This window comes from Saccharopolyspora sp. ASAGF58 (assembly GCF_012277335.1).
Classification (GTDB): Bacteria; Actinomycetota; Actinomycetes; order Mycobacteriales; family Pseudonocardiaceae; genus Saccharopolyspora; species Saccharopolyspora hattusasensis.
On sequence record NZ_CP040605.1, the window covers coordinates 693,108 to 715,372 of the forward strand.

Sequence of the window (22,265 nt, forward strand, 5' to 3'; positions counted from 1 at the left end):
GCACGAACACTCACGAGGACGGCGCTAGCCCAGGGCCGCTACGAACTTGGCGACCGCGTCGGGATGCAGGCGCTGCGCCATCCGGCCCGGCGGTGCGACCGATGCGAGCCGGTACAGCGGGCGGTCCGGGGCCGCGTCGCCGCGAGCCTCCGCCCTCAGCTGGGCCACGACCAGCTGGGAGAGCACCAGCGCCCGGGTATCGGCCGAACCGGCCAGCGTGTCCGCCAGCCGGCGCAGCGCGAGAATCCCGAGCTCCCGGCCGCCGGTGCCCGCGTACAGCGCCAGCGAAACGCTGATCGCCTTGCCCTTGGGCGGCCCGCCGATCAGCAGGTTGATCGTCCGCGCGCCGCGCAGGTCGGTGACGAACAGGTCGAAGCGTTCCGCGGCCTTCACATCGACCACTCGGGTTCCCACCGCGCGCGCCACCAGCTCGCTGCCGCGCAACGCGATGGTCTTGCGGGATTCCGCAAAAGCCAGGAGCAGCAACGGGATTCCCGCGATCGCCGCGGTGATCGCGAAGCCCGTGGGGCCCGCGAACAGGCTCACGATGCCGCCCAGCGCGGCCGCGACGATCAGCGCGGCGATCGCGACGTTCCGGGCCCGGGTCCGGATCGTCTTGCGATCCAGCAGATCCAGCGGAATCGTCTCGACTCCGGTCATCTCCCCTCCGCCACGGCGGCCCGGACCTCGTCCACCAGCGAATCCAGTGCAACCGCGCGCTGCTCGCCGCTGGCCAGCTCCTTGAGCTGCGCGGTGCCGGCCTCGATGTCGCGTTCGCCGAGCACCAGCGCGAAGCGGGCACCCGAGCGATCCGCCGCCTTCATCGCGCCCTTGAGGCCCTTGCCGCCGTAGGCGACGTCGACGCGGACCCCGACGGCCCGCAGTCCGCCCGCAGCCGCCACCAGGCGGCGCTTGGCGGTCTCGCCCATCGGCACGCAGTACACGTCGCAGCGCGCCTGGTCGCCGACGGTCAGCCCCTCGGCCTGGCAGGCCAGCAGGGTCCGGTCGACACCGAGCCCGAAGCCGACGCCGGAGTACTCCTGCCCGCCGAGCTCGGCCATCAGGCCGTCGTAGCGCCCGCCGCCGCCGATGCCGGACTGCGCGCCGAGCCCGTCGTGGACGAACTCGAAGGTGGTCTTGGTGTAGTAGTCCAGGCCGCGCACCATGCGCGGGTTCTCCACGAACTGCACGCCGAGGTCCACCAGGTGCGCCTTGACCTGCTCGTAGTGCTCCTTGGCTTCCGCCGAGAGGTGGTCGACCATCAGCGGGGCGTCGGCGACCATTTCCCGCACCTCCGGCCGCTTGTCGTCGAGTACCCGCAGCGGGTTGAGCTCGGCGCGGCGCCGGGTCTCCTCGTCCAGCGGCAGCCCGCGCAGGAACTCCTGCAGCTTCGCCCGGTAGGCGGGGCGGCAGGTGTTGTCGCCGAGCGAGGTGACCTCGATGCGGTGCCCGGTGAGCCCCAGCCGCCGGTAGCCCTCGTCGGCGATCGCGATGACCTCGGCGTCCAGCGCCGGGTCGTCGACGCCGATCGCCTCCACCCCGACCTGCTGCAGCTGCCGGTAGCGCCCGGCCTGCGGCCGCTCGTAGCGGAAGAAGGCCCCGCTGTAGTGCAGCTTCACCGGCAGCTGGCCGCGGTCGAGGCCGTGCTCGATGACCGAGCGCATCACGCCCGCCGTGCCCTCCGGGCGCAGCGTTATGGACCGGCCGCCGCGGTCGGCGAAGGTGTACATCTCCTTGGTGACGACGTCGGTGGACTCCCCGACGCCGCGCGCGAACAGGGTGGTGTCCTCGAACAGCGGCAGCTCGATGTAGCCGTAGCCGGCGCGGCGCGCGGCGTCGGTCAGGGTGTCGCGGACCGCCAGGAAGCCCGCCGACTCCGGCGGGTAGTACTCCGGGATGCCCTTGGGTGCGGTGAACGTGCTCATGAGTGGTGGTTCAGTCCTCGTCAGGAAGTGGCTTCGGACGCCGGCAGACCCTGCAGGAACGGGTTGCCCGCGCGTTCGCGCCCGATGGTGGTGGTCGGTCCGTGGCCCGGCAGCACGACGGTCTCGTCGTCCAGCGGCAGCACCTTGGTGCTCAGCGACTCGAGCATCCGGCCGTGGTCGCCGCCAGGCAGATCGGTGCGCCCGATGGCGCCGGCGAAGAGGGTGTCGCCGGACAGCAACAATCGCCCACCCTCGTCGGTCCCGACGCCGAACAGCACCGATCCGCCGGTATGGCCCGGGGTGTGCGTGACGTCGAAGCGCAGTCCGGCGAGTTCCAGCACGTCGCCGCCGGCGAGGTCGCGGACGTCGGCGGGCGCGTCCATCATCGGGCCGTCGCCGAACAACTGCCGGCCGGCCGGGCCGAGCGCGGCGCCCGGGTCGTCGAGCATGAACCGGTCGGCCGGGTGGACGTGGGCTGGCACGTCGTGCGCGGCGCACACCTGACCTGCGGAGAAGACGTGGTCGAAGTGCCCGTGGGTGAGCAGCACCGCGGCGGGCGCGAGCCGGTGCTTGCGCAGCTGTTCGTCCAGCTGCGGCACGGCATCCTGACCGGGATCCACGACGACGCAGGGTTCGCCTTCCCCGCGCGCGAGCACGTAGCAGTTCGCCTGCAGCGGTCCGACCGGGAACCCGAGGACAAGCACGAAGTGCGACCTTTCGTTGCGGCGACACCCGATGGAGCGGGTCGGTTGTCCCAAGGTTATCGTCCCGCCCACGTGCGCCTTCGCGCGCGGCACGCACGATGCGCGGGCTCTCAGGAACGGTCCGCGACCGACCCCATAAAATCCCCGGACAACATCAGGTTCACCGAATCCGGGGAGGGAGCAGGTGCCCAGCAACGAGCAGCGTCGCCAGGCGGCCAAGCGGAAGCTCGAACGCCAGTTGCAGCGCCGTGCGGAGCAGGACAAGCGACGCCGGGTGATCACCATCGGCGCGACGATCGTCGTGGTCATCGCGGTCGTGGTGGGCGTCTTCTACTTCACCCGCACGGGTGGCGACACGGCGCAGGAGCAGCCGCCGCAGCCGCAGGCGCAGCCGGAGATCCAGATCCCCACCCAGCTCGCACCGCCGCCGGCGCGGCCGACGCCGCTGGCCGACCCGGTCTCCTGCGAGTACAAGCCGGACAGCAAGGGCGCGAGCAAGCCGGTGCAGCCGCCGGCCAACGGCAAGGTGTCGTCCAAGGGCACCGTGCAGGCCACCATCAACACCAACCACGGCGCGATCCCGCTGACGCTCGACCGCGCGTTGGCCCCGTGCACCGTCAACAGCTTCATCAACCTGGCCAAGCAGAGCTACTACGACGGGACGTCGTGCCACCGGATCGGCACCGAGGGCCTGCAAATGCTGCAGTGCGGCGACCCGACGGGCAAGGGTTCCGGCGGCCCCGGCTACACCTTCGACGACGAGACGTTCCCGGAGCTGCAGTACGGGCGCGGCTACCTCGCGATGGCCAACGCCGGCCCGAACACCAACGGTAGCCAGTTCTTCATGGTCTTCGGGGATGCTCCGCTGTCGCCGGACTACACCGTGTTCGGCACGATCTCCGAGGAAGGCCTGCAGGTCATCGACGGCATCGCACGCGCGGGCCACGACGGCGCGTTCGAGCCGTCGCCGGGCGGCGGCCACCCGAAGGAGAACGTCACCTTTGAGAAGGTTGACGTCCAGGGCTGACCGAACCTTCCGTGAGTGTTTTCGGGTGCTATGGCACCCGAAAACACTCACGGCTCCTGAGCTGCGGAAACTAAGCCGCCGAGGTCACGCGGTAGACGTCGTAGACGCCCTCGATGTTGCGGACCGCCTTGAGGACGTGGCCCAGGTGCTTCGGGTCGCCCATCTCGAAGGAGAAGCGGCTGACCGCCACCCGGTCCTTCGAGGTCGTCACCGATGCCGACAGGATGTTCACCCGCTCGTCCGCCAGCACCTTGGTGACGTCGGAGAGCAGCCGGTGCCGGTCCAGGGCTTCCACCTGGATCGCGACCAGGAACACCGACGACGCCGACGGCGCCCAGTACACCTCGACCAGCCGCTCGGGCGTGCGGCGCAGGTCGTCGGCGTTGGTGCAGTCCGTCCGGTGCACGCTCACCCAGCCGCCGCGGGTCACGAAGCCCAGGATCTCGTCGCCCGGAACCGGCGTGCAGCAGCGCGCCAGCTTCGCCCACACGTCCCCGGCATCCTTGACCACGACACCGGAGTCGCCGCTGCTGCGGCGCTTGCCGAGCAGGGTCGACGGCGTCGACCGCTCCGCGATCTCGTCGGCCGCCTGCTCGGGTCCGCCGATGAACGTCATCAGGCGCTGCACCAGGTGCTGCGCCGACAGCTGCTTCTCCCCCACCGCCGCGTACAGCCCGGTGACGTCGACGTAGTGCAGCTCGCGGGCCACCGCGCCGAGCGTCTCGGCCGACACCAGGCGCTGCACCGGCAGGCCGAGCCGCCGGACCTCCTTGGCGATCAGCTCCTTGCCGGACTCGATCGCCTCCTCACGGCGTTCCTTGGCGAACCACTGCTTGATTTTCGCCTTGGCGCGTGGCGAGGCCACGAACGACAGCCAGTCCCGGCTCGGGCCGGAGCCCTCCGCCTTGGACGTGAAGATTTCGACGACCTCGCCGTTCTCCAGCTTGCGCTCCAACGCCACCAGCCGGCCGTTGACGCGGGCGCCGATGCAGCGGTGACCGACTTCGGTGTGCACCGCGTACGCGAAGTCCACCGGGGTGGAGCCGGACGGCAGCGTGATCACGTCGCCCTTCGGCGTGAAGACGAAGATCTCCCTGGTCGCGAGGTCGTAGCGCAGCGACTCGAGGAACTCGCCGGGGTCTGCGGCCTCCCGCTGCCAGTCGAGCAGCTGCCGCATCCACGCCATCTCGTCGACCTCGACGGCCGACTGCCCGCCGCTGCCGTTGCGGCCCTTGGTCTCCTTGTATCGCCAGTGCGCCGCGATGCCGTACTCGGCGGTGCGGTGCATCTCGTGGGTGCGGATCTGCACCTCCAGCGGCTTGCCCTCCGGGCCGATCACCGTGGTGTGCAGCGACTGGTAGACGCCGAAGCGGGGCTGGGCGATGTAGTCCTTGAACCGGCCGGGCATCGGCTGCCACAGCGCGTGCACCACGCCCATCGCGGCGTAGCAGTCGCGCACCTCGTCGACCAGGATCCGCACGCCCACCAGGTCGTGGATGTCGTCGAAGTCGCGGCCCCGCACGATCATCTTCTGGTGGATGGAGTAGTAGTGCTTGGGGCGGCCCTCCACCTTCGCGGCCAGCCGGGCCGTGTCGAGCTGGTGCGAGAGCTCGTGGATGACGGTGCGCAGGTAGGTGTCGCGGGACGGCGCGCGGTTGGCCACCAGGCGCACGATCTCGTCGTACTTCTTGGGCTGCAGGATGGCGAACGCCAGATCCTCCAGCTCCCACTTGATGGTCGCCATGCCCAGCCGGTGCGCCAGCGGCGCCAGCACTTCGAGGGTCTCCCGCGCCTTGCGGGCCTGCTTCTCCGGCGGCAGGAAGCGCATGGTGCGCATGTTGTGCAGCCGGTCGGCGAGCTTGATCACCAGCACCCGCGGGTCACGCGCCATCGCGATGATCATCTTGCGGATGGTCTCGGCCTCGGCGGCGGCACCCAGCTTGACCTTGTCCAGCTTGGTGACCCCGTCGACCAGGTGCGCCACCTCCTCGCCGAACTCGGCGCCGAGCTTCTCCAGCGAGTAGTCCGTGTCCTCGACGGTGTCGTGCAGCAGCCCGGCCACCAGCGTGGTGGTGTCCATGCCGAGTTCGGCCAAGATCGTCGCGACCGCCAGCGGATGCGTGATGTAGGGGTCGCCGGACTTGCGCCGCTGGCTGCTGTGCTTCTCCTCGGCGACGTCGTAGGCACGCTGCAACAGCGCGAGATCCGCCTGCGGGTGGAGTTCGCGGTGCACCGTGGCCAGCGGCTCCAGCACCTGCTTCACCGGGGTGGCCCGCTGCGCCGTGATCCTCCTGGCCAGCCGGGCGCGGACCCGACGCGTCGCGGAGGCCGCCCTCGGCTCGGCAACCGGATCGGTCGCCGCAGCAGGAGATTCGACGTGTTGGCTCACCGCACGCTCCCGGGCTCAGGCATTGCTCTCGTCCCAGGTCCGGGGGACCCGGACACTGAGAATAACGCCATCCGGGATACGAACCTTCCCTGGTCCCGGTGTGATACGCCGAGCGGTCACCTGGCGCAGTCGACGGACCCGGAAACTTCAGCCCGACCGATCAGCACGGCGAGGGGCACCCGCAACCCGGCCAGCAGGTCACGAGTGCCCCTCGCCTCGACGAATCAGGCCTGCAGCAGGGCCCGGACGGTCTCGCCCATGATCTTGTCGCGGCCTTCCAGCGCGGTCAGCTCGAGGACCACGGCCGCCGCCGCGACGTCGGCACCGGCCTGGCGGACGAGGCGGCACGCCGCGCCCAGGGTGCCGCCGGTGGCCAGCACGTCGTCCACGATCAGGACCCGCTGACCGGCGCGCAGCGTGTCCGCCGGTAGCTCCAGCGTGGCGCGGCCGTACTCCAGGGTGTAGTCCACCCGGTCCGCGACCACCGGCAGCTTGCCGGGCTTGCGCAGCCCGATCACGCCGGTCCCGAACTCCTGCGCCACCGCCGCGCCGACCAGGAAACCGCGCGCCTCCACACCGGCCACGACGTCGAACTCGATGTCCCTTCCCAGCGCCGACACCACGGCGTTCAGCCCGGCACCGTCGGCCAGCAGCGGGCTGATGTCGCGGAACAGCACCCCCGGTTCGGGGAAGTCCGGCACCTCCCGGATCAGCTCCGTTGCCTGCCGGAGCGCGTGATCGGTCGAATCTGTCACCTGAACGGAAATGGCCGTCTCCTCCGCAGCGGTCAACGCCGCCGCTTCCCCGACGGGCGTCCCGCCTTGCCACCGGGACCGGGACGCCCACCGCGCGAACCCGAGCCCGCCGCGACGGCGCGCTTTGGCTCGGCCGCGCGCTTTGGCTCGACCGGGACGTCTTCCCCGGCGGCCTTGAGGGCGGCGCGCTCGCGGCGTTGCTGCACCTTCGCCGCGTGCTCCCGGAACTTCGGCTCACGCATCTTGAAGTCCACCAGCAGCGGCGTGGCCAGGAAGATCGACGACACCACACCGGCGATCATGCCGACCATCTGCACCAGCGCCAGGTCCTGCAGCACGCCGACGCCGAGCAGCCCGGCGCCCACCACGAGCAGCCCGATCACCGGCAGCAGTGCGATCACCGAGGTGTTGATCGAGCGCATCAGGGTCTGGTTGACCGCGAGGTTCGCGGCCTCGCCGTAGGTGCGGCGGGTCAGTCCGAGCAGGCCGCGGGTGTTCTCCTTGACCTTGTCGAAGACCACCACCGTGTCGTACAGCGAGAACCCGAGAATGGTCAGCAGGCCAATGACCGTGCTCGGCGTGACCTCGAATCCGACCAGCGAGTAGATCCCGGCGGTCACCACGACGTCGTGCAGCAGCGCGATCAGCGCCGCCACCGCCATCCACTTCTCGAAGTAGAACGCCAGGAAGATCGTGACCAGCACCAGGAACACGCCCAGCGCGATCAGCGCCTGCTGGGTGATCTCGCCACCCCAGGTGCCGCTGACCGCGCTGTCGCTGATCACCTGCTCGCTCGGGGCGCCCTGCGCGTTCAGCGGCTGCAGCTCGTTGAACAGCGACTGCTTGACGGCGGCCACCTGCTCGGTGGTCAGCGACGACGAGCGGATCTGGATGCTCTGGTTGCTCCCTGAACCGGCGATCTGCACCGTCTCGGCCGGGTGGCCCAGCGCGTCCTGGAACGCGGCCTGCACCTGGTCGGCCTGGATCGGCCCCTGGACGCCGACCGCGGGCATCTGGATCTTGGTGCCGCCCTCGAAGTCGATGCCGAGGTTGAAGCCCTTGAACCCCATAGCGCCGATGCACACCAGCACCAGCAGGCCCAGCGAGATGTACCACCAGGAACGCTTGCCGACGATGTCGAAGGCACCGGTTCCGGTGTAGAGGCGGTGGAAGACGCTTCCGCGCTGGGCGCCTTCCGTTCCTGGAGTCGTCACCTTCACGCCTCCTTGGCGGTGGTCGCGGCGGCCTTGCGGGCGGCCCGGTACTGGTCACCGAGCCGTTGCACCGCCCCCAGGCCGGAGACCGAGGGCTTGGACAAGAACTTGTTCTTCGAAGCCATCGCCACCAGCGGATGCGTGACGAGGAAGACCACGACCAGGTCCAGCACCGTCGACATGCCCAGGGTGAAGGCGAAGCCCTTCACCTGGCCGACGGCGAGCACGTACAGCACCGCGGCGGCCAGGAAGCTGACCGCGTCGGCGGACAGGATCGTGCGCCGGGCCCGGGTCCAGGCCCGCGGCACCGCCGAGCGGAAGGTGCGGCCCTCGCGGATCTCGTCCTTGAGCCGCTCGAAGAACACGATGAACGAGTCCGCGGTGATGCCGATCGCGACGATGAAACCTGCGATGCCGGCCAGGTCGAGGGTGAAGCCGACCCAGCGGCCGAGCAACACCAGCACCGCGTAGACCACGCCACCGGAGAGCGCCAGCGACAGGACGGTCAGGATGCCCAGCAGCCGGTAGTAGAGCAGGCAGTACACCGCGACCAGCAGCAGGCCGATGCCGCCGGCGATCAGGCCCGCCTCCAGCGAGGCCACCCCGAGGGTCGCCGACACCGTCTCGGCCTCGGACTGGTCGAAGGCCAGCGGGAGCGACCCGTACTTGAGGATGTTGGCCAGGTCGGTGGCGCTCTCCTGGTTGAACTGCCCGTTGATGCTGGCGTTGCCGCCCAGCAGGGCCTGCTGGATCTCCGGCGCCGATACCACCTCGGTGTCCAGCACGAACGCGGCCTGCTGACCGACGTTGGCGGAAGTGAAGTCGGCCCAGACCTTGGCGCCCTCGCTCTTGAAGTCCAGCGACACCGTCCAGCCCGGCTGCCCGGCCTGCGGCTGCGGCGGCACGGCCTGCGCGTTCGCGACCTCCTTGCCCGGCAGGAACACCGGCTCCAGCAGGTACTTCTGCTGGCCCTCGCGGTCGCAGGTGACCAGCGGCAGCTTCGGGTCGTCGTTGCCGCGCAGCGGGTCCTCGGCGGCGCAGTTCAGCGACTGCAGCGCCTGCATCTGGATGTTCGGGTCGGTGCTCTGGCGCAGCGCCTTCGCCTCGTCGATCGCCTTCCGCTGGTCGCCCGGCCCGGGCGGCGGCACGGCCTGCTGCGGGGTGGTCCCCGCCGGCGGCGGCGGCGCGGGCACCGCGTTGACGACCTTGCGGAAGTTCAGCTCGGCGGTCTGTCCCAGCTGCTTGGCTTCCTCACCGCCCGCGCCCGGCACGGTGATCACCAGGTTGTTGCCGTCCCGAGTCACCTCGGAACCACTGATGCCCATGCCGTTTACGCGGGTCTCGATGATCTGCCGGGCCTGGTTCAGTGACTCGCTCGTGGGCGGCTGGCCGTCCGGTGTGCGAGCCGTCAGCGTCACGCGGGTGCCGCCCTGCAGGTCGATCCCGAGTTTCGGCGTCGGCTTGCCGTCACCAGTGAAGAACACCAGTGCGTACAGCCCCACGACGATCAGCGCGAAGATCGCCATATAACGCCCTGGGCGAAGCTGCCCGGCCGGAGGTGCCACGGCGTCAGTTCTCCTGTCCACGGTCCGTATCGGGTGCGCGGTCGGTTCGCATAGACGTCACCCACCGAACTGCGCGAGCCGCGGCGGGCGGTTCCGCCGCAACGCCGCCAAACTACAGCCGGGTTTGCCAGGTTCCCCGATCGGCGCGCTCTCTTGGCAATCTTCGCCACGACGGAGTGGCGGATCACCGCGTTCCGCTTTCCAGTCTGACAGGCCCGGTGCAAGCGCCACCGGCCCGGGTGGCAGCTGTGCATTGATCGTCCACTACGCACGGACGCGGGCCCGGAGAACCGGTGCCCGCGTCGCGCCCCGGGCGGCGACGGCCCCGCCTGCCGGGCGCCGGTGCGGCACCCGGTGGCGCGGGAACGTCCCGCCGGACGTCAGTTGATCTTCTGCTGCTCGATCGGCTCGGCGACCTCGGCCTTCGATTCCGTGATCACGGCGGCCTCGGCGCTGTCGGTCTCGGCTGCCTCGTCCTTCTTGGCCTCCGCGGCGGTGTCGGTGTTGACCTTCTCGCGGACCGCGGCGCGCACCCAGGTGGTGGTCATGCCCGGCGCGATTTCCAGGTCGATGCTGTCGTCGCTGGTGCTGACGACGGTGCCGAACACGCCGGAGGTGGTCATCACCTTGTCGCCGGGGGCGATCGAGTTCTGCAGCTTCTGCTGCTCGGCCATCGCGCGCTTCTGCTTGCGGGCCTGCAGGAACAGCGGCACCGCCAGCAGGACGATCAGCAGCGGAAGAATCAGGGATTGGAGGTCCATCGTGCTCCGTTCAGCGGACGCTTCGGGGCCCAGCCCTCGCAGTACTGCGCCCGAATTGTTCGGATGTTCTGCCCCAGTGTGCCAGGTCAACTCGGGTCGACGTCATCTCCCGCTGGGAACCAGGAGCGTCTTCATGGCCCGCGCGGGCCGCGAGCTGTTCGCGGACGCGCCTCCCCGCTCTCGCGCGGGGCGCGGTTCGTGCCTGCCGCGCTGCACACCTCCCGTCCGGCAGCGCCGCTTGACACGGCCCGTCTCCACCGAGCGGGACCTGAGGAGGATAACGTCACGCCGCAAGCACGGACCAGCACCCCGACGGCGAGCCGAAAGCTGGGCGTGGGTCACAGTATCGGCGATTTGTCGCTTCGACACCGCCGAGCTGCGCAACAGGCGGGTGTCCCTGGCCGCTATTCGATCACTCGCCGAAGAGGTCGGACTGCGACTCGCCGGGCGCGTGCTGCGGCGGCGTCATGCCCAGGTGTTGCCACGCCGCCACCGTCGCGACCCGGCCGCGCGGGGTGCGGGCGAGCATGCCGGCCCGCACCAGGTACGGCTCGCAGACCTCCTCGACGGTGCTGGGCTCCTCGCCGACCGCGACCGCCAGCGTCGAAATCCCCACCGGGCCGCCGCGGAAGGACCTGATCAGCGCCCGGAGCACGGCCCGGTCCAGCCGGTCCAGGCCGATCTCGTCGACGTCGTAGACCTCCAGCGCGGCCTGCGCGATCTCACGGGTCACCGTTCCGTCGGCCCGCACCTCCGCGAAGTCTCGGACCCGCCGCAGCAACCGGTTGGCGATTCGCGGAGTACCCCGGGACCGGCCGGCGATCTCGACGGCCCCGTCGTCGCGCAGGTCCACGCCCAGGATTCCGGCCGAGCGGCGCACCACCTGCTCCAGCTCCGCCGCGGTGTAGAACTCCATGTGCCCCGTGAAGCCGAACCGGTCGCGCAGCGGCCCGGTCAGCGCGCCGGACCGGGTGGTGGCCCCGACCAGCGTGAACGGGGCCAGCTCCAGCGGGATGCTGGTGGCCCCTGGGCCCTTGCCGACCACGATGTCCACCCGGTAGTCCTCCATCGCCAGGTAGAGCATCTCCTCGGCGGGCCGGGCGATCCGGTGGATCTCGTCGATGAACAGCACGTCGCCCTCGGCGAGGTTGGACAGCATCGCCGCGAGGTCACCGGGGCGCTCCAGGGCCGGGCCGGAGGTGACCCGGATCGAGGCGCCGAGCTCGGTCGCGATGATCATCGACAGGCTGGTCTTGCCCAGCCCCGGCGGGCCGGAGAACAGTACGTGGTCGGGCTGTTCGCCGCGCTTAAGCGCGCCGTGCAGGACCAGTTCGAGCTGCTCGCGCACCCGGGCCTGGCCCACGAACTCGCTCAGCTTGCGCGGGCGCAGCGTCATCTCGACGTCCTGGTCGCCCGGGTCCTGGTGCGGGGTCAGGGCGACGCCGTCATCGGACGGCGGCCAGCCGTCGTTGTCCTCGTGCATCAGGCCGACCTCACTTCGGGCCGAGGGTGGCCAGCGCCTTGCGCAGCACCGCCGAGGTATCCAGGTCGCCGTTGCCAGCGGCCAGCACGGCCTCGACGCTGTGCTCGGCCTGCTTGGCCGAGAAGCCCAGGGCCACCAGCGCCTCGGACACCTCCGAGCGGACCCGGCCGCGGTCCACCGCCGCCGGCGGACCGGCCGCGGACCCGGCCACCACCCCGACCTTGTCGCGCAGCTCCAGGACCAGCCGCTCGGCGCTCTTCTTGCCGATGCCTGGCACCTGGGTGAGCACCGTCAGGTTGCCGTCGGCCAGCGCGTGGCAGAGCTGGTCGGGCGCGAGCACCGCGAGCGTGGCCAGCGCGAGCCGGGGGCCGACCCCGGAGGCGGTCTGGAGCAGCACGAAGAGGTCGCGGGCCTCGGCGTCGGCGAAGCCGTAGAGCGTCAGCGAGTCCTCGCGCACGATCAGCGACGTCCACAGCCGCGCCTCCTCGCCGCGGCGCAGCCCGGCCAGCGTGACCGGGGTGGCGTGCACCGCCATGCCCACGCCGCCGACTTCGATCACGGCGTGGTCCAGCCCGACGGACAGCACGGGACCTCGCACCGTGGAGATCATCGGGAAAACCCTCCTGTTCGAGCCCGGGTGGCCTGTTGCGCGGCCTTCAGCCGGGCGCGGTGGTTGCGGGCGAGCTCGGCGGCGCGGGCCTCCGCCGCGGCGAGCCGGGCCGCCATCGGGGCCCGCCACAGGTGGCAGACCGCCAGCGCCAGCGCGTCGGCGGCGTCGGCCGGTTTGGGCGCTGCGGCCAGCCCGAGGATCTTGGTGATCATCGTGGTGAGCTGGCGCTTGTCGGCGCGGCCGGAACCGCTGACGGCGGCCTTGACCTCGCTCGGCGTGTGGAAGGCCACCGGCAGGTTGCGCCGGGCGGCGGCCAGCGCGACGACGCCGGAGACCTGGGCGGTGCCCATCACGGTGCGCACGTTGTGCTGGCTGAAGACACGCTCGATCGCCACCACCTCGGGGCGGTGCTCGTCCATCCACTGCTCCACCACGTCGGCGACCGCCAGCAGCCGGCTGGCCAGCGCGTCCTCGGGCGGGGTGCGCGCCACGCCGACCGCGACGCAGGCGACCTCCCGGCCGCGACCGCCGTCGACCACGCCGAGCCCGCAGCGGGTCAGCCCGGGGTCGACTCCCAGCACGCGCACGACGCCACCCGCCCTCGCCCGATGAACATTCGTTCGAACCCTATCGAATAGCCGGACACCGACACCGCACCGACACGCGCGCACCTCACCCGGGCAAGTCCAGCAACGGCTCCATCACCCGGGTTGGGTGCAATTTCGTGAGAAATTGACCGTCACCCGGGTGAACGTCAATTTCTCACGAAATTGCTCCCCTGCGGAGTGGCGGTGGGTGGGCAGCCGGTCAGGGGCCGTTGGCGCCGGGGGTCCAGCTCTCGGGCAGGCCGCTGTCGGTCAGGATCGGCTGGTACTCGCGGAAGCCGCCCGGGGCGTCGGGCTGCCAGGGGAACTTGCCGCCCTCCGGGCTTGACGCGATCAGCTGCACCGCCGGGAAGTCCGGCCCGTTGTAGACCAGGAACGCGCTGCCCAGGTACTCCGGGTAGTGCTGCAGCGCGACCTTCTCGAAGGTGATCGGGCAGCCCTGCAGGAAGCCGTCGTATAGCTGCCCCGGCTGGAACCGCTCGCCCCTGCCCGCCCGCTCCACGTAGGTGTTGACCACCGTGTGCGCGACCTCCTGGGGCAGCCCGATCACGACGACCTCGGGCTTTCCGAAGCGCCGCCACGCGCCCACCGAGAACGCGTACGCCGCGCCGCGGTCGTCGCCCGCCACGTGCATTACCGCGGCGCCGTGCTCGTCCGCGGTGTTCACCATCCACTTGCGCAGAGCCTCATCAGTGTCGACCACGGCGCCATTCTGCCCGCGAAACAAAACCGCCCCCGCCGGCACCCAGGGCACTGGGCCACTGTGGACACCGACGGGAGCGGTCCGTGCACGGCTCGTGTCAGCCGACCTCGGCCATGATGTCGTCGGAGATGTCGAAGTTGGCGAAGACGTTCTGCACGTCGTCGCAGTCCTCGAGCGCGTCGATCAACTTGAAGATCTTGCGGGCGCCCTCGGCGTCCAGCTCGACGTTGACCGAGGCCAGGAAGTTGGTCTCCGCCGAGTCGTACTCGATGCCCGCCACCTGCAGCGCCTTGCGCACCTCGACCAGGTCGGTCGGGTCGGCCAGGATCTCGTAGCTCTCCCCGAGGTCGTTGATCTCCTCGGCGCCGGCCTCCAGCACCGCCGAGAGCACGTCGTCCTCGCTGAGGCCGTTCTTCGGCAGCAGCACGACGCCCTTGCGGTTGAACAGGTACGCCACCGAGCCCGCGTCGGCCATCGAGCCACCGTTGCGGGTCATCGCGGTGCGGACCTCGCCGGCCGCCCGGTTGCGGTTGTCGGTCAGGCACTCGACCAGCATCGCGACGCCGTTGGGGCCGTAGCCCTCGTACATGATCGTCTGCCAGTCGGCGCCGCCGGCTTCTTCACCGGCACCGCGCTTGCGCGCCCGCTCGATGTTGTCCAACGGCACCGAGTTCTTGCGTGCCTTCTGGATGGCGTCGTACAGGGTCGGGTTGCCCTCGGGGTCGCCCCCACCGGTCCGCGCGGCAACCTCGACGTTCTTGATCAGCTTCGCGAAGAGCTTGCCGCGCTTGGCGTCGAGGGCGGCCTTCTTGTGCTTGGTGGTGGCCCACTTGGAATGGCCGCTCATCTCTCCTCCGTCTTTCTACGCCTGCGCTGCGGTATTCAGCCGCGCTTGGACGATCTTTACGAAATAGCGGTGCACGCGCTCGTCCCCGCCTACCAGCTCCGGGTGGAAGGAGGTGGCGAGCACCGGTCCCTGCTGAACCGCGACGATCCTACCGGCGGCCTCGTTCCGCCCGGTGTTGTCCGGGTCGTCGGGCACGGTCGCCAGCACCGCTACGTCGGCGCCGACCTTCTCGACCCAAGGTGCGCGGATGAACACCGCGTGCACCGGGCCGTCCGGAATGCCCGCGAAGTCCAGGTCGGTCTCGAAGGAGTCGACCTGTCGCCCGAAGGCGTTGCGCCGCACGACAATGTCGAGCGCGCCCAGCGGGCGGACCGCTGGCGGCTCCCGGTCCTCGTCGAGCACCTCGCCGGAGAGCATGATCATCCCGGCGCACGAGCCGTAGGCGGGCAGCCCCGCCGCGAGCCGCTCGCGCAGCGGCTCGTAGAGCTCGAAGGTGTCCAGCAGGCGGGTCATCGTGGTCGACTCGCCGCCCGGCACCACGATGCCGTGCACCGCGGCCAGTTCCTCGGGGCGGCGGACCGGCCGGGCGTCGGCCCCGCTGCGCTCCAGCGCGGCCAGGTGCTCCGCCACGCCGCCCTGCAGCGCGAGGACTCCGATCACGGGTTTCGTCACGGTCCCGATTCTCCTGCACTTCCGCCCGCAGCCGAAACCCGGGATGCGTCGCTCGCGAGCCCGCGCCCGGCGCTACGAACCGAGGACCTACAGCGCGATGCCGGTGAGCCGGAGCAGGGCCGTGGTGACGGCCGCGGCGACCACCACGAGCACGAACGGGGCCCGGCGCCAGGCCAGCACACCGCCGACCGCGACGCCCGCGAAGCGGGCCCAGCCGGCGAAGCCACCGGACTCGAACGCGGTGCTGGTGGCGACGAACGCCGCGAGCAGCACGATCGCGGCGATCGACATCAGCTGCTCCCACCGGTCGGAGATCCGGATCCGGTCGCGCAGCAGCGGGCCGGCCAGGCGCATGGCGTAGGTGCCTGCGGCGAGCGCGAAGACCACTCCGAGCGTCATCGGACCGCCTCCCCCGCCAGTCGCTTCGGCAGCGGCAGCGCGGCGGCCAGGCCGACCAGCCCGGCCATCACGGGCAAGCCTTCGGGCAGTAGCGGGGTGGTGAGCACGGCGACCAGCGCACCCACCGCGACCGCCCGCAGGGTCCGGAATTCGCGCAGCGACGGCATGATCAGCGCGAGCAGCGCCGCGGGCATCGCGGCGTCCAGGCCGAAGGCGCCCGGGTCGCCGACGCCCTGGCCGAGCAGCCCGCCGAGGAACACCGACGGGGCCCAGGCGGTGTACAGCGCGATGCCGGTCAGCCAGTACGCGCGCTTCTTCTCGGTAGCGGTGTCCTGCGCGAGCGCGAACGCGACGGATTCGTCGACCATCAGGTGGCTGCCGATCAACCGGCTCGGCCAGCCGCGGTCCAGCAGTCCGCCGACCGCCACGCCGAACGGGAGATGGCGGGCGTTGAGCATCAGCCCGCCGAGGACGGCGGTGACCGGGGCGGCGCCGGCCGCGGCCAGGCCGACCACCATGAACTCCGAGCCGCCGGCGAACACGACCGCGCCCATCAGCGTGATCATCCACAGCGGCACGCCCTTGCTCACCGCAATGGCGCCGAGCGAGGCGCCGACAACGGCCATCGCCACCGCCATCGAAAGCACGTCGCGCAGCAGCTCATCCCGCCAGAATCCCACTCGTGTTCGCTCTAACGTACTCACGTTCGCTATCCTGAACACCGAGGCCGTGTTCGTCAAACCGAATTCAAGGACTGATAGAGCGAACAGCCATGAGTGAGACCGAGAACACCGCGGCCGCGCCGCCGCTGGAGACCATCGCCGCTTCCCTGCGCCGCGAACGCGACCGCGCCGGGCTGACCCTCACCGAACTAGCCCGGCGCGCCGGGATCGCGAAGTCCACCCTGTCGCAGCTCGAATCCGGCACCGGAAACCCCAGCGTGGAAACGCTGTGGGCGCTCGGCGTGGCGCTGGGCGTGCCGTTCAGCCGTCTCGTCGACCCGCCGACTCCGCAGGTGCGGGTCGTCCGGGCCGGTCAGGTCCCGCTCGTGCGCTCGGAGCAGTCGGCCTACGCCGCGGCGCTGCTGTCCTCGGGCCGCTCCGGCGCCCGCCGCGACCTCTACGTCCTGGAACTGGAACCGGGCAGGGTCCGCCGCGCGGACGCCCACATCCCGGGTTCGGTGGAGCACGTCGTCCTCACCGCGGGGCGCCTGCGAGCGGGTCCGGAGGAGGACCCGGTGGAACTGGAGGTTGGCGACTACATCTCCTTCTCCGGCGACGTCCCCCACATCTACGAAGCCCTCGAACCGAGCACCAAAGCGGTCCTCGTCATGGAACACGCCTGACGGCGATCACGAATGCCGCGAAGGGCGCCTCCGACCGACGTAGCCGGCCAGCGGCGCCCTTCACCTGCACACGATCGGGATCACCAGCCGCGTTGGGCGTAGCGCTGCTGCTCGGTGAGGTCGTCGAGGTTGATGCCGACCATCGCCTCGCCTAGGCCCCGGGAGACCTTCGCGATCACGTCCGGGTCGTCGTAGAACGTCGTCGCCTTGACGATCGCCTCGGCGCGCTTCGCGGGGTCGCCGGACTTGAAGATGCCCGAGCCGACGAAGACCCCTTCCGCGCCCAGCTGGCGCATCATCGCCGCGTCGGCCGGGGTCGCGATGCCGCCCGCGGTGAACAGCACGACCGGCAGCTTCCCGGTCTTGGCGATCTCCCGGACCAGCTGCACCGGGGCGCGCAGCTCCTTCGCCGCGACGTAGAGCTCGTCGTCGCTGAGCACCGAGAGCCGCCGCATCTCGGCGCGGATCTGCCGCATGTGCCGGGTCGCCTCGACGACGTTCCCGGTACCGGCTTCGCCCTTGGAGCGGATCATCGCCGCGCCTTCGGAGATGCGCCGCAGGGCCTCGCCGAGGTTGGTCGCGCCGCACACGAACGGCACGGTGAACGCCCACTTGTCGATGTGGTTGACCTCGTCCGCCGGGGTGAGCACCTCGGACTCGTCGATGTAGTCCGCGCCCAGCGACTGCAGCACCTGCGCCTCGACGAAGTGGCCGATGCGCGCCTTGGCCATCACGGGGATGGACACGGCGTCGATGATGCCCTCGATCATGTCCGGGTCGGACATCCGGGCCACACCGCCCTGGACGCGGATGTCGGCGGGCACCCGCTCCAGCGCCATCACCGCGACCGCACCGGCGGCCTCGGCGATCTTGGCCTGCTCGGGCGTCACCACGTCCATGATCACGCCGCCCTTGAGCATTTCGGCCATGCCCCGCTTGACCCCGTCCGTACCGGTCTGGGCGTTGCCGGTGGTGTCCTTGGCGTCGACGGTCGTCACCTTCGGCCTTCCTGTTGTCGGTACTCTGCCGCGACCAGGCTATTCCGGAACTGGACCATTTCCACGGTCCACTAACCCCGAATTCCGGTAGTCCACTTGCGGCCACCGGAAACCACCCGCACGACGGGTGACCACCGGCCTTGCACGACCCGGATACGAGGTGTGTGATCGGAGACACAGTCGGTCGCCGGGAGCGCGCAGGGAGTTGACTCATGGGCAGCAAACAAAGCGGCACGGTAGGAGGGCCGGCGATCCCGGCCCCCTCAGAACCCGCGAAGATCCGCAACGTCGTGCTGGTCGGCCCGTCGGCGGCCGGCAAAACAACGCTCGCCGAGGCGATGCTGGCCGCCACCTCGACGATCCCCAGAACCGGGCTGGTCACCGAGGGCACCACGGTGTGCGACCACGAGCCCGCCTCGATCGAGCAGCAACGGTCCATCGGCCTCGCCGTCGCGCCGATGCACCACGGCGACATCAAGGTCAACCTGATCGACACGCCCGGCTACGCGGACTTCGTCGGCGAGCTGCGCGCCGGGCTGCGCGCCGCGGACGCCGCGTTGTTCGTGGTAGCGGCCGCGGAAGGCGTCGACCCCGCGACCCGTGCGATCTGGCAGGAGTGCGCGGCGGTCGGCATGCCGCGCGCGGTGATCATCGCCCGGCTGGACCAGCCGCGCGCGGACTACGAAACCGCGTTGCTGAGCTGCCAGGACGCCTTCGGCTCCGGGGTACTGCCGCTGTACCTGCCGCACTTCGACGCGGAAGGCGAGTTCTTCGGGCTGGTGGGCCTGCTCACCGAGCAGGTCTACGAGCTCGGCGGCACCGTCGCGGCCGACGAGCGGCTGCGCGAGCAGATCGACCAGCCGCGCGGCGAGCTCATCGAGGCGATCATCGCCGAGAGCGAGGACGAGTCGCTGATGGACCGCTACCTCAACGGCGAGCAGATCGACGAGGACACGTTGATCACCGACCTGGAGAAGGCGGTGGCCCAGGGCGGCCTGCACCCGGTGCTGCCGGTGTGCTCGATGACCGGGGTCGGCATCCGCGAGGTGCTCGAGGGCATCCGGCGCGGCTTCCCGTCGCCGCTGGAGCACCCGCTGCCGGAGTTCACCGACCCGCAAGGCCGCAACCCGCGCACGCTCACTCCGGACCCGGACGGGCCGCTGGCGGCCGAGGTGGTGCACACCTCGGTCGACTCGTACGTGGGCCGCGTCTCGTTGGCGCGCGTGTTCTCCGGCACGATGCGCCCGGAGCGCCCGGTGCACGTCTCCGGTCACGGCATGGCCGAGCGCGGGCACCCCGACCACGACGAGGACGAGCGGGTGGCCCACCTGTACTCGCCGCTGGGCGTGAACCTGCGCGAGGTGCCGCACTGCATCGCCGGCGACCTGTGCGCGCTGACCAAGATCGGCTCGGCCGAGACCGGTGACACGCTGTCCGATCCGTCGGAGCCGCTGCTGCTCAAGCCGTGGCCGATGCCGGAGCCGCTGCTGCCGATCGCCGTCACCGCGCACACCCGCAGCGACGAGGACGCGTTGGCGCGCAACCTCAACCGGCTGATCGCCGCCGATCCGAGCCTGCGGTTGGACCGCGACAGCGAGACCCACCAGCTGGTGCTGTGGTGCATGGGCGAAGCGCACGCGGAAGTGGTGTTGCAACGGCTGCGCGAAGGCGGCGCGGAGGTCGACACGGTGCCGGTTCGGGTGCCCCTGCGGCAGACTTTCGCCCAGCCCGCCAAGGGCCACGGGCGGCACGTCAAGCAGTCCGGCGGGCACGGTCAGTACGCGGTGTGCGACATCGAGGTCGAGCCGCTGCCGCGCGGTTCGGGCGTCGAGTTCGCCGACCGGGTGGTCGGCGGCGCGGTGCCGCGACAGTTCATCCCGAGCGTCGAGAAGGGCGTGCGGGCGCAGATCGAGAAGGGCATCAACGAGGGCGCCCCCCTGGTGGACGTGCGGGTCACGCTGGTGGACGGCAAGGCGCACAGCGTCGACTCCTCCGACGCGGCGTTCCAGGCTGCGGGCGCGCTGGCGCTCAAGGCCGCCGCCGAGCAGGCGGGGCTGATCACGCTGGAGCCGGTCGACGAGGTCGCGGTGCGAATCCCCGACGAGCACCTCGGGGCGGTGCTCGGCGACCTGTCCAGCCGGCGCGGCAAGGTGATCGGAACCGAGCCGGAGGACAGCGGGTGGACCGTGGTGCGCGCGCACGTGCCGGCGAGCGAACTCGTGCGCTATACGGTGAACGTGCGGTCGCTGAGCTCCGGCAGCGCGACCTACACACGGCAGTTCGAGAGCTACGAACCGATGCCGGAGTCCCTCGTCCCGCAGAAGTGACCACCGCCCCGGCCCCGGGCTCCGGGTTCCCGGGTTCCGGGTTCCCGGGCGGTTCGGGTTCGGGTTCGGGGTTCGGGGTTCGGGGTTCGGGTTCGGGGTTCGGGTTCGGGGTTCGGGTTCGGGGTTCGGGTTCGGGGTTCCGCAATTTCAATGGAAATCGAAGGTTCAAGGTTCGATTTCCATTGAATTGATCTCAGTAGGGGGTTATGCGAGTCGGCCGTGTTCGAATTGGGTGAGTACGAGTGCGGCTTTGACGATGAGGCCGATTTTGCGGGGGCTGGTGGTGAAGTGTCGTAGGACGCGCCAACGGCCGGTGAGCAGGGCGAATCCACGTTCGCCGAGGGCGCGCAGGCCGCGCAGCAGTTTGTTGTAGGTCTGGTTGTCGACGTCGAGTGGGCGGCCTTTGCTGGTTTTGGGGCGTTTGATCGGGGTGAGGACCCCGGCTCCGGCACCCTGGTAGCCGCCGTCGGCCAGGGTGGGTAGGTTGAGCTGGGAGTAAGCCCAGTACAGGGCGCCGAGGACGTGGTTTTCAGCGGCGGTGATGTCGTGGATGGACCCGGGCTCGACGTCGGAGGCCCACAGCGGGAACCCGTCCGGGTCTGTCAGTGCTTGGATGTTGCCGGCTTGTTCGCGGGTTTTCCCGGAGTACCACAGGTCGATCTCGGCGCCTTTGGCGCTGGTGGTCTTTTCGCCGAGACGGTCGGAGGAGAAGTTTTTGCCGTCCAGGATCAGATAGGCGTCGCCGTTGTCTTTGGCCCGTTGCAGGGCGTCGTGCAGATCCGGGGCCTGCGCGGCCAGTGCCTTGATGCCCTCGTCGACATACCGGTAGCCGGTGGCACGGGCGACACCGTGATCGCGAGCCAGTTTGGTGATGTCGGTATCGTCCCGGAACCACCGCAGGACCAGCACAGCCTGCCAGAACGTGGTCAACGCCCGGCGCCCCTTGCGGGTCCCTTTCCGGCGGCGTTCACCGGCCAACAGCCGGCTGAGGAAGACCACCAGTTCACGGGGAACATCGAGTTTGGCAGAATACGTGACCACGTGGGGCCCTCCCTGGTCGAAGATCCTTTCTTGGTCGAACTTCTTCTACCAGGGACCCCACGTCCCACTCTCCCCGGGCCAGCCCTACCCGATCACACACCCATTCCGGCAGGCCGCCCTCCAGAGACTTCTTACTGAGATCACCTCATTGAAATTGCGGGGAACGCGGGGTGGGGCGCATCAGGGGTCGCGGTAGGTGGCGTGGACGGCGATCAGGCGTTGGGCGATCGTGATCAGCGACAGCACCACCAGCAGCCAGACCGCGACGTCCAGCACGTACGGCACGCCCAGGCCGTGGAGGCCGGTGCCGACCAGGACCACGAGGAACCGTTCGGCGCGCTCCGCGAGGCCGCCGTCGGCGCTGAGGCCGTTGGCCTCCGCACGCGCCTTCACGTACGAGATCACCTGGGCGCTCACCAGGCAGATCAGCAATGCCAGGCCGCGCAGCTGGTTCACCTCGACGACCAGCGACCACCACACCAGTGCGCCGAACAGCGCGCCGTCGACCAGCCGGTCGCAACTCGCGTCCAGCACGCCGCCGAACCGCGTCGCCTTGCCACCGGCTCGCGCCATCGCGCCGTCGAGGATGTCGAACAGCAGGAAGACCGCGACCACCACGGTGCCCACGAACAGCTGGTCGTGCGGGAAGAACCAGAGCGCAGCGGCGATGCTGGCGGCCGTGCCGGTCACCGTCACCGCGTTCGGCGACAGCCCGAGGCGGACCAAGCCCGCGCCGATCGGGTCGGTCAGTCGCGATAGAGAAGCCCGCGCGAAGATGTTGAGCATTGCTTGTAGTGTCAGCCGCCTGTGCAGAGTTGTCCTTGCCTGCAGATTAGCCGTCGGTGATCAGCGGCACCGGCGGACGCCCGAGAACGCGGGCGCAGTGAGTTCGGAC

Annotated in this window: 22 protein-coding genes; 3 read left to right on the forward strand and 19 right to left on the reverse strand. The window is 70.3% G+C overall.

Annotation, left to right across the window (positions count from 1 at the left end):
- Nucleotides 1–24 precede the first annotated feature (24 nt).
- The 3 genes from FDZ84_RS02935 to FDZ84_RS02945 are packed head-to-tail and all read right to left on the reverse strand — an operon-like array spanning nt 25 to nt 2,629.
- Nucleotides 25–660: a hypothetical protein gene (locus FDZ84_RS02935; protein WP_168584598.1), complete on the reverse strand. Its 636-nt coding sequence runs from the start codon at nt 658–660 to the stop codon at nt 25–27.
- Entirely contained in the window at nt 657–1,925 is a 1,269-nt protein-coding gene (gene hisS / locus FDZ84_RS02940; RefSeq protein ID WP_168584599.1) for a histidine--tRNA ligase, read from the reverse strand. Before hisS ends, FDZ84_RS02935 begins: the two co-directional genes overlap by 4 nt.
- Before the next feature lie 20 nt (nt 1,926–1,945).
- Nucleotides 1,946–2,629: an MBL fold metallo-hydrolase gene (locus FDZ84_RS02945; RefSeq protein WP_168584600.1), complete on the reverse strand. Its 684-nt coding sequence runs from the start codon at nt 2,627–2,629 to the stop codon at nt 1,946–1,948.
- 184 nt (nt 2,630–2,813) lie between these two features.
- Here FDZ84_RS02945 and FDZ84_RS02950 point away from each other — a divergent pair, with 184 nt between their 5' ends.
- Entirely contained in the window at nt 2,814–3,656 is an 843-nt protein-coding gene (locus FDZ84_RS02950; protein ID WP_168584601.1) for a peptidylprolyl isomerase, read from the forward strand.
- 70 nt (nt 3,657–3,726) lie between these two features.
- Here FDZ84_RS02950 and FDZ84_RS02955 read toward each other — a convergent pair whose 3' ends face one another.
- From FDZ84_RS02955 to FDZ84_RS03015, 13 genes are all read right to left on the reverse strand, one after another.
- Nucleotides 3,727–6,045, reverse strand: coding sequence for a bifunctional (p)ppGpp synthetase/guanosine-3',5'-bis(diphosphate) 3'-pyrophosphohydrolase (locus FDZ84_RS02955; RefSeq protein ID WP_168584602.1), 2,319 nt, complete (start codon nt 6,043–6,045; stop codon nt 3,727–3,729).
- 224 nt (nt 6,046–6,269) lie between these two features.
- Nucleotides 6,270–6,836, reverse strand: coding sequence for an adenine phosphoribosyltransferase (locus FDZ84_RS02960; RefSeq protein WP_210435406.1), 567 nt, complete (start codon nt 6,834–6,836; stop codon nt 6,270–6,272).
- On the reverse strand, nt 6,833–8,020 hold the full coding sequence (gene secF / locus FDZ84_RS02965; RefSeq protein WP_168584603.1) for a protein translocase subunit SecF: 1,188 nt from the start codon (nt 8,018–8,020) through the stop codon (nt 6,833–6,835). Before secF ends, FDZ84_RS02960 begins: the two co-directional genes overlap by 4 nt.
- Nucleotides 8,017–9,579 (reverse strand): protein translocase subunit SecD, encoded by a 1,563-nt coding sequence (secD, locus tag FDZ84_RS02970; protein WP_168584604.1) that lies wholly within the window; start codon nt 9,577–9,579, stop codon nt 8,017–8,019. Before secD ends, secF begins: the two co-directional genes overlap by 4 nt.
- 380 nt (nt 9,580–9,959) lie before the next feature.
- Nucleotides 9,960–10,340, reverse strand: coding sequence for a preprotein translocase subunit YajC (gene yajC, locus FDZ84_RS02975; RefSeq protein ID WP_168584605.1), 381 nt, complete (start codon nt 10,338–10,340; stop codon nt 9,960–9,962).
- A 412-nt stretch (nt 10,341–10,752) separates the two neighbouring features.
- Complete coding sequence (gene ruvB / locus FDZ84_RS02980; RefSeq protein ID WP_168584606.1) at nt 10,753–11,823, reverse strand: Holliday junction branch migration DNA helicase RuvB; 1,071 nt, start codon at nt 11,821–11,823, stop codon at nt 10,753–10,755.
- 10 nt (nt 11,824–11,833) lie between these two features.
- On the reverse strand, nt 11,834–12,433 hold the full coding sequence (gene ruvA, locus FDZ84_RS02985; protein ID WP_168584607.1) for a Holliday junction branch migration protein RuvA: 600 nt from the start codon (nt 12,431–12,433) through the stop codon (nt 11,834–11,836).
- Entirely contained in the window at nt 12,430–13,020 is a 591-nt protein-coding gene (ruvC, locus tag FDZ84_RS02990) for a crossover junction endodeoxyribonuclease RuvC (RefSeq protein ID WP_168584608.1), read from the reverse strand. Before ruvC ends, ruvA begins: the two co-directional genes overlap by 4 nt.
- Before the next feature lie 220 nt (nt 13,021–13,240).
- Nucleotides 13,241–13,708, reverse strand: a complete 468-nt coding sequence (locus FDZ84_RS02995) for a DUF4262 domain-containing protein (protein WP_246869116.1) — start codon at nt 13,706–13,708, stop codon at nt 13,241–13,243.
- 130 nt (nt 13,709–13,838) lie between these two features.
- Nucleotides 13,839–14,588 carry a YebC/PmpR family DNA-binding transcriptional regulator gene (locus FDZ84_RS03000; protein ID WP_168584609.1) on the reverse strand — a complete coding sequence of 250 codons (750 nt, stop codon included), beginning with the start codon at nt 14,586–14,588 and terminating at the stop codon, nt 13,839–13,841.
- Between the two features lie 15 nt (nt 14,589–14,603).
- Nucleotides 14,604–15,260: a pyridoxal 5'-phosphate synthase glutaminase subunit PdxT gene (gene pdxT, locus FDZ84_RS03005; protein ID WP_168584610.1), complete on the reverse strand. Its 657-nt coding sequence runs from the start codon at nt 15,258–15,260 to the stop codon at nt 14,604–14,606.
- Nucleotides 15,261–15,347: 87 nt separating this feature from the next.
- Nucleotides 15,348–15,659, reverse strand: a complete 312-nt coding sequence (locus FDZ84_RS03010) for an AzlD domain-containing protein (RefSeq protein ID WP_168584611.1) — start codon at nt 15,657–15,659, stop codon at nt 15,348–15,350.
- Nucleotides 15,656–16,363, reverse strand: coding sequence for an AzlC family ABC transporter permease (locus tag FDZ84_RS03015; protein WP_168584612.1), 708 nt, complete (start codon nt 16,361–16,363; stop codon nt 15,656–15,658). The genes FDZ84_RS03010 and FDZ84_RS03015 overlap by 4 nt, the downstream gene beginning before the upstream one ends.
- A gap of 68 nt (nt 16,364–16,431) precedes the next feature.
- Between FDZ84_RS03015 and FDZ84_RS03020 the strand changes: the two genes are divergently transcribed.
- Nucleotides 16,432–17,004, forward strand: coding sequence for a helix-turn-helix domain-containing protein (locus FDZ84_RS03020; RefSeq protein ID WP_168584613.1), 573 nt, complete (start codon nt 16,432–16,434; stop codon nt 17,002–17,004).
- An 80-nt stretch (nt 17,005–17,084) separates the two neighbouring features.
- Here the strand turns inward: FDZ84_RS03020 and pdxS are convergent, their stop codons facing one another.
- A complete protein-coding gene (gene pdxS, locus FDZ84_RS03025) occupies nt 17,085–18,002 on the reverse strand; it encodes a pyridoxal 5'-phosphate synthase lyase subunit PdxS (protein WP_168584614.1) in 918 nt (305 codons plus the stop codon).
- Nucleotides 18,003–18,214: 212 nt separating this feature from the next.
- On the opposite strand from pdxS, the gene FDZ84_RS03030 reads away from it, so the two are divergent.
- Nucleotides 18,215–20,329, forward strand: coding sequence for an elongation factor G-like protein EF-G2 (locus tag FDZ84_RS03030; protein WP_168584615.1), 2,115 nt, complete (start codon nt 18,215–18,217; stop codon nt 20,327–20,329).
- Between the two features lie 204 nt (nt 20,330–20,533).
- Here the strand turns inward: FDZ84_RS03030 and FDZ84_RS03035 are convergent, their stop codons facing one another.
- Nucleotides 20,534–21,370 (reverse strand): transposase family protein, encoded by an 837-nt coding sequence (locus FDZ84_RS03035; RefSeq protein ID WP_168584616.1) that lies wholly within the window; start codon nt 21,368–21,370, stop codon nt 20,534–20,536.
- A 180-nt stretch (nt 21,371–21,550) separates the two neighbouring features.
- On the reverse strand, nt 21,551–22,156 hold the full coding sequence (pgsA, locus tag FDZ84_RS03040; protein WP_168584617.1) for a phosphatidylinositol phosphate synthase: 606 nt from the start codon (nt 22,154–22,156) through the stop codon (nt 21,551–21,553).
- Between the last annotated feature and the right edge of the window lie 109 nt (nt 22,157–22,265).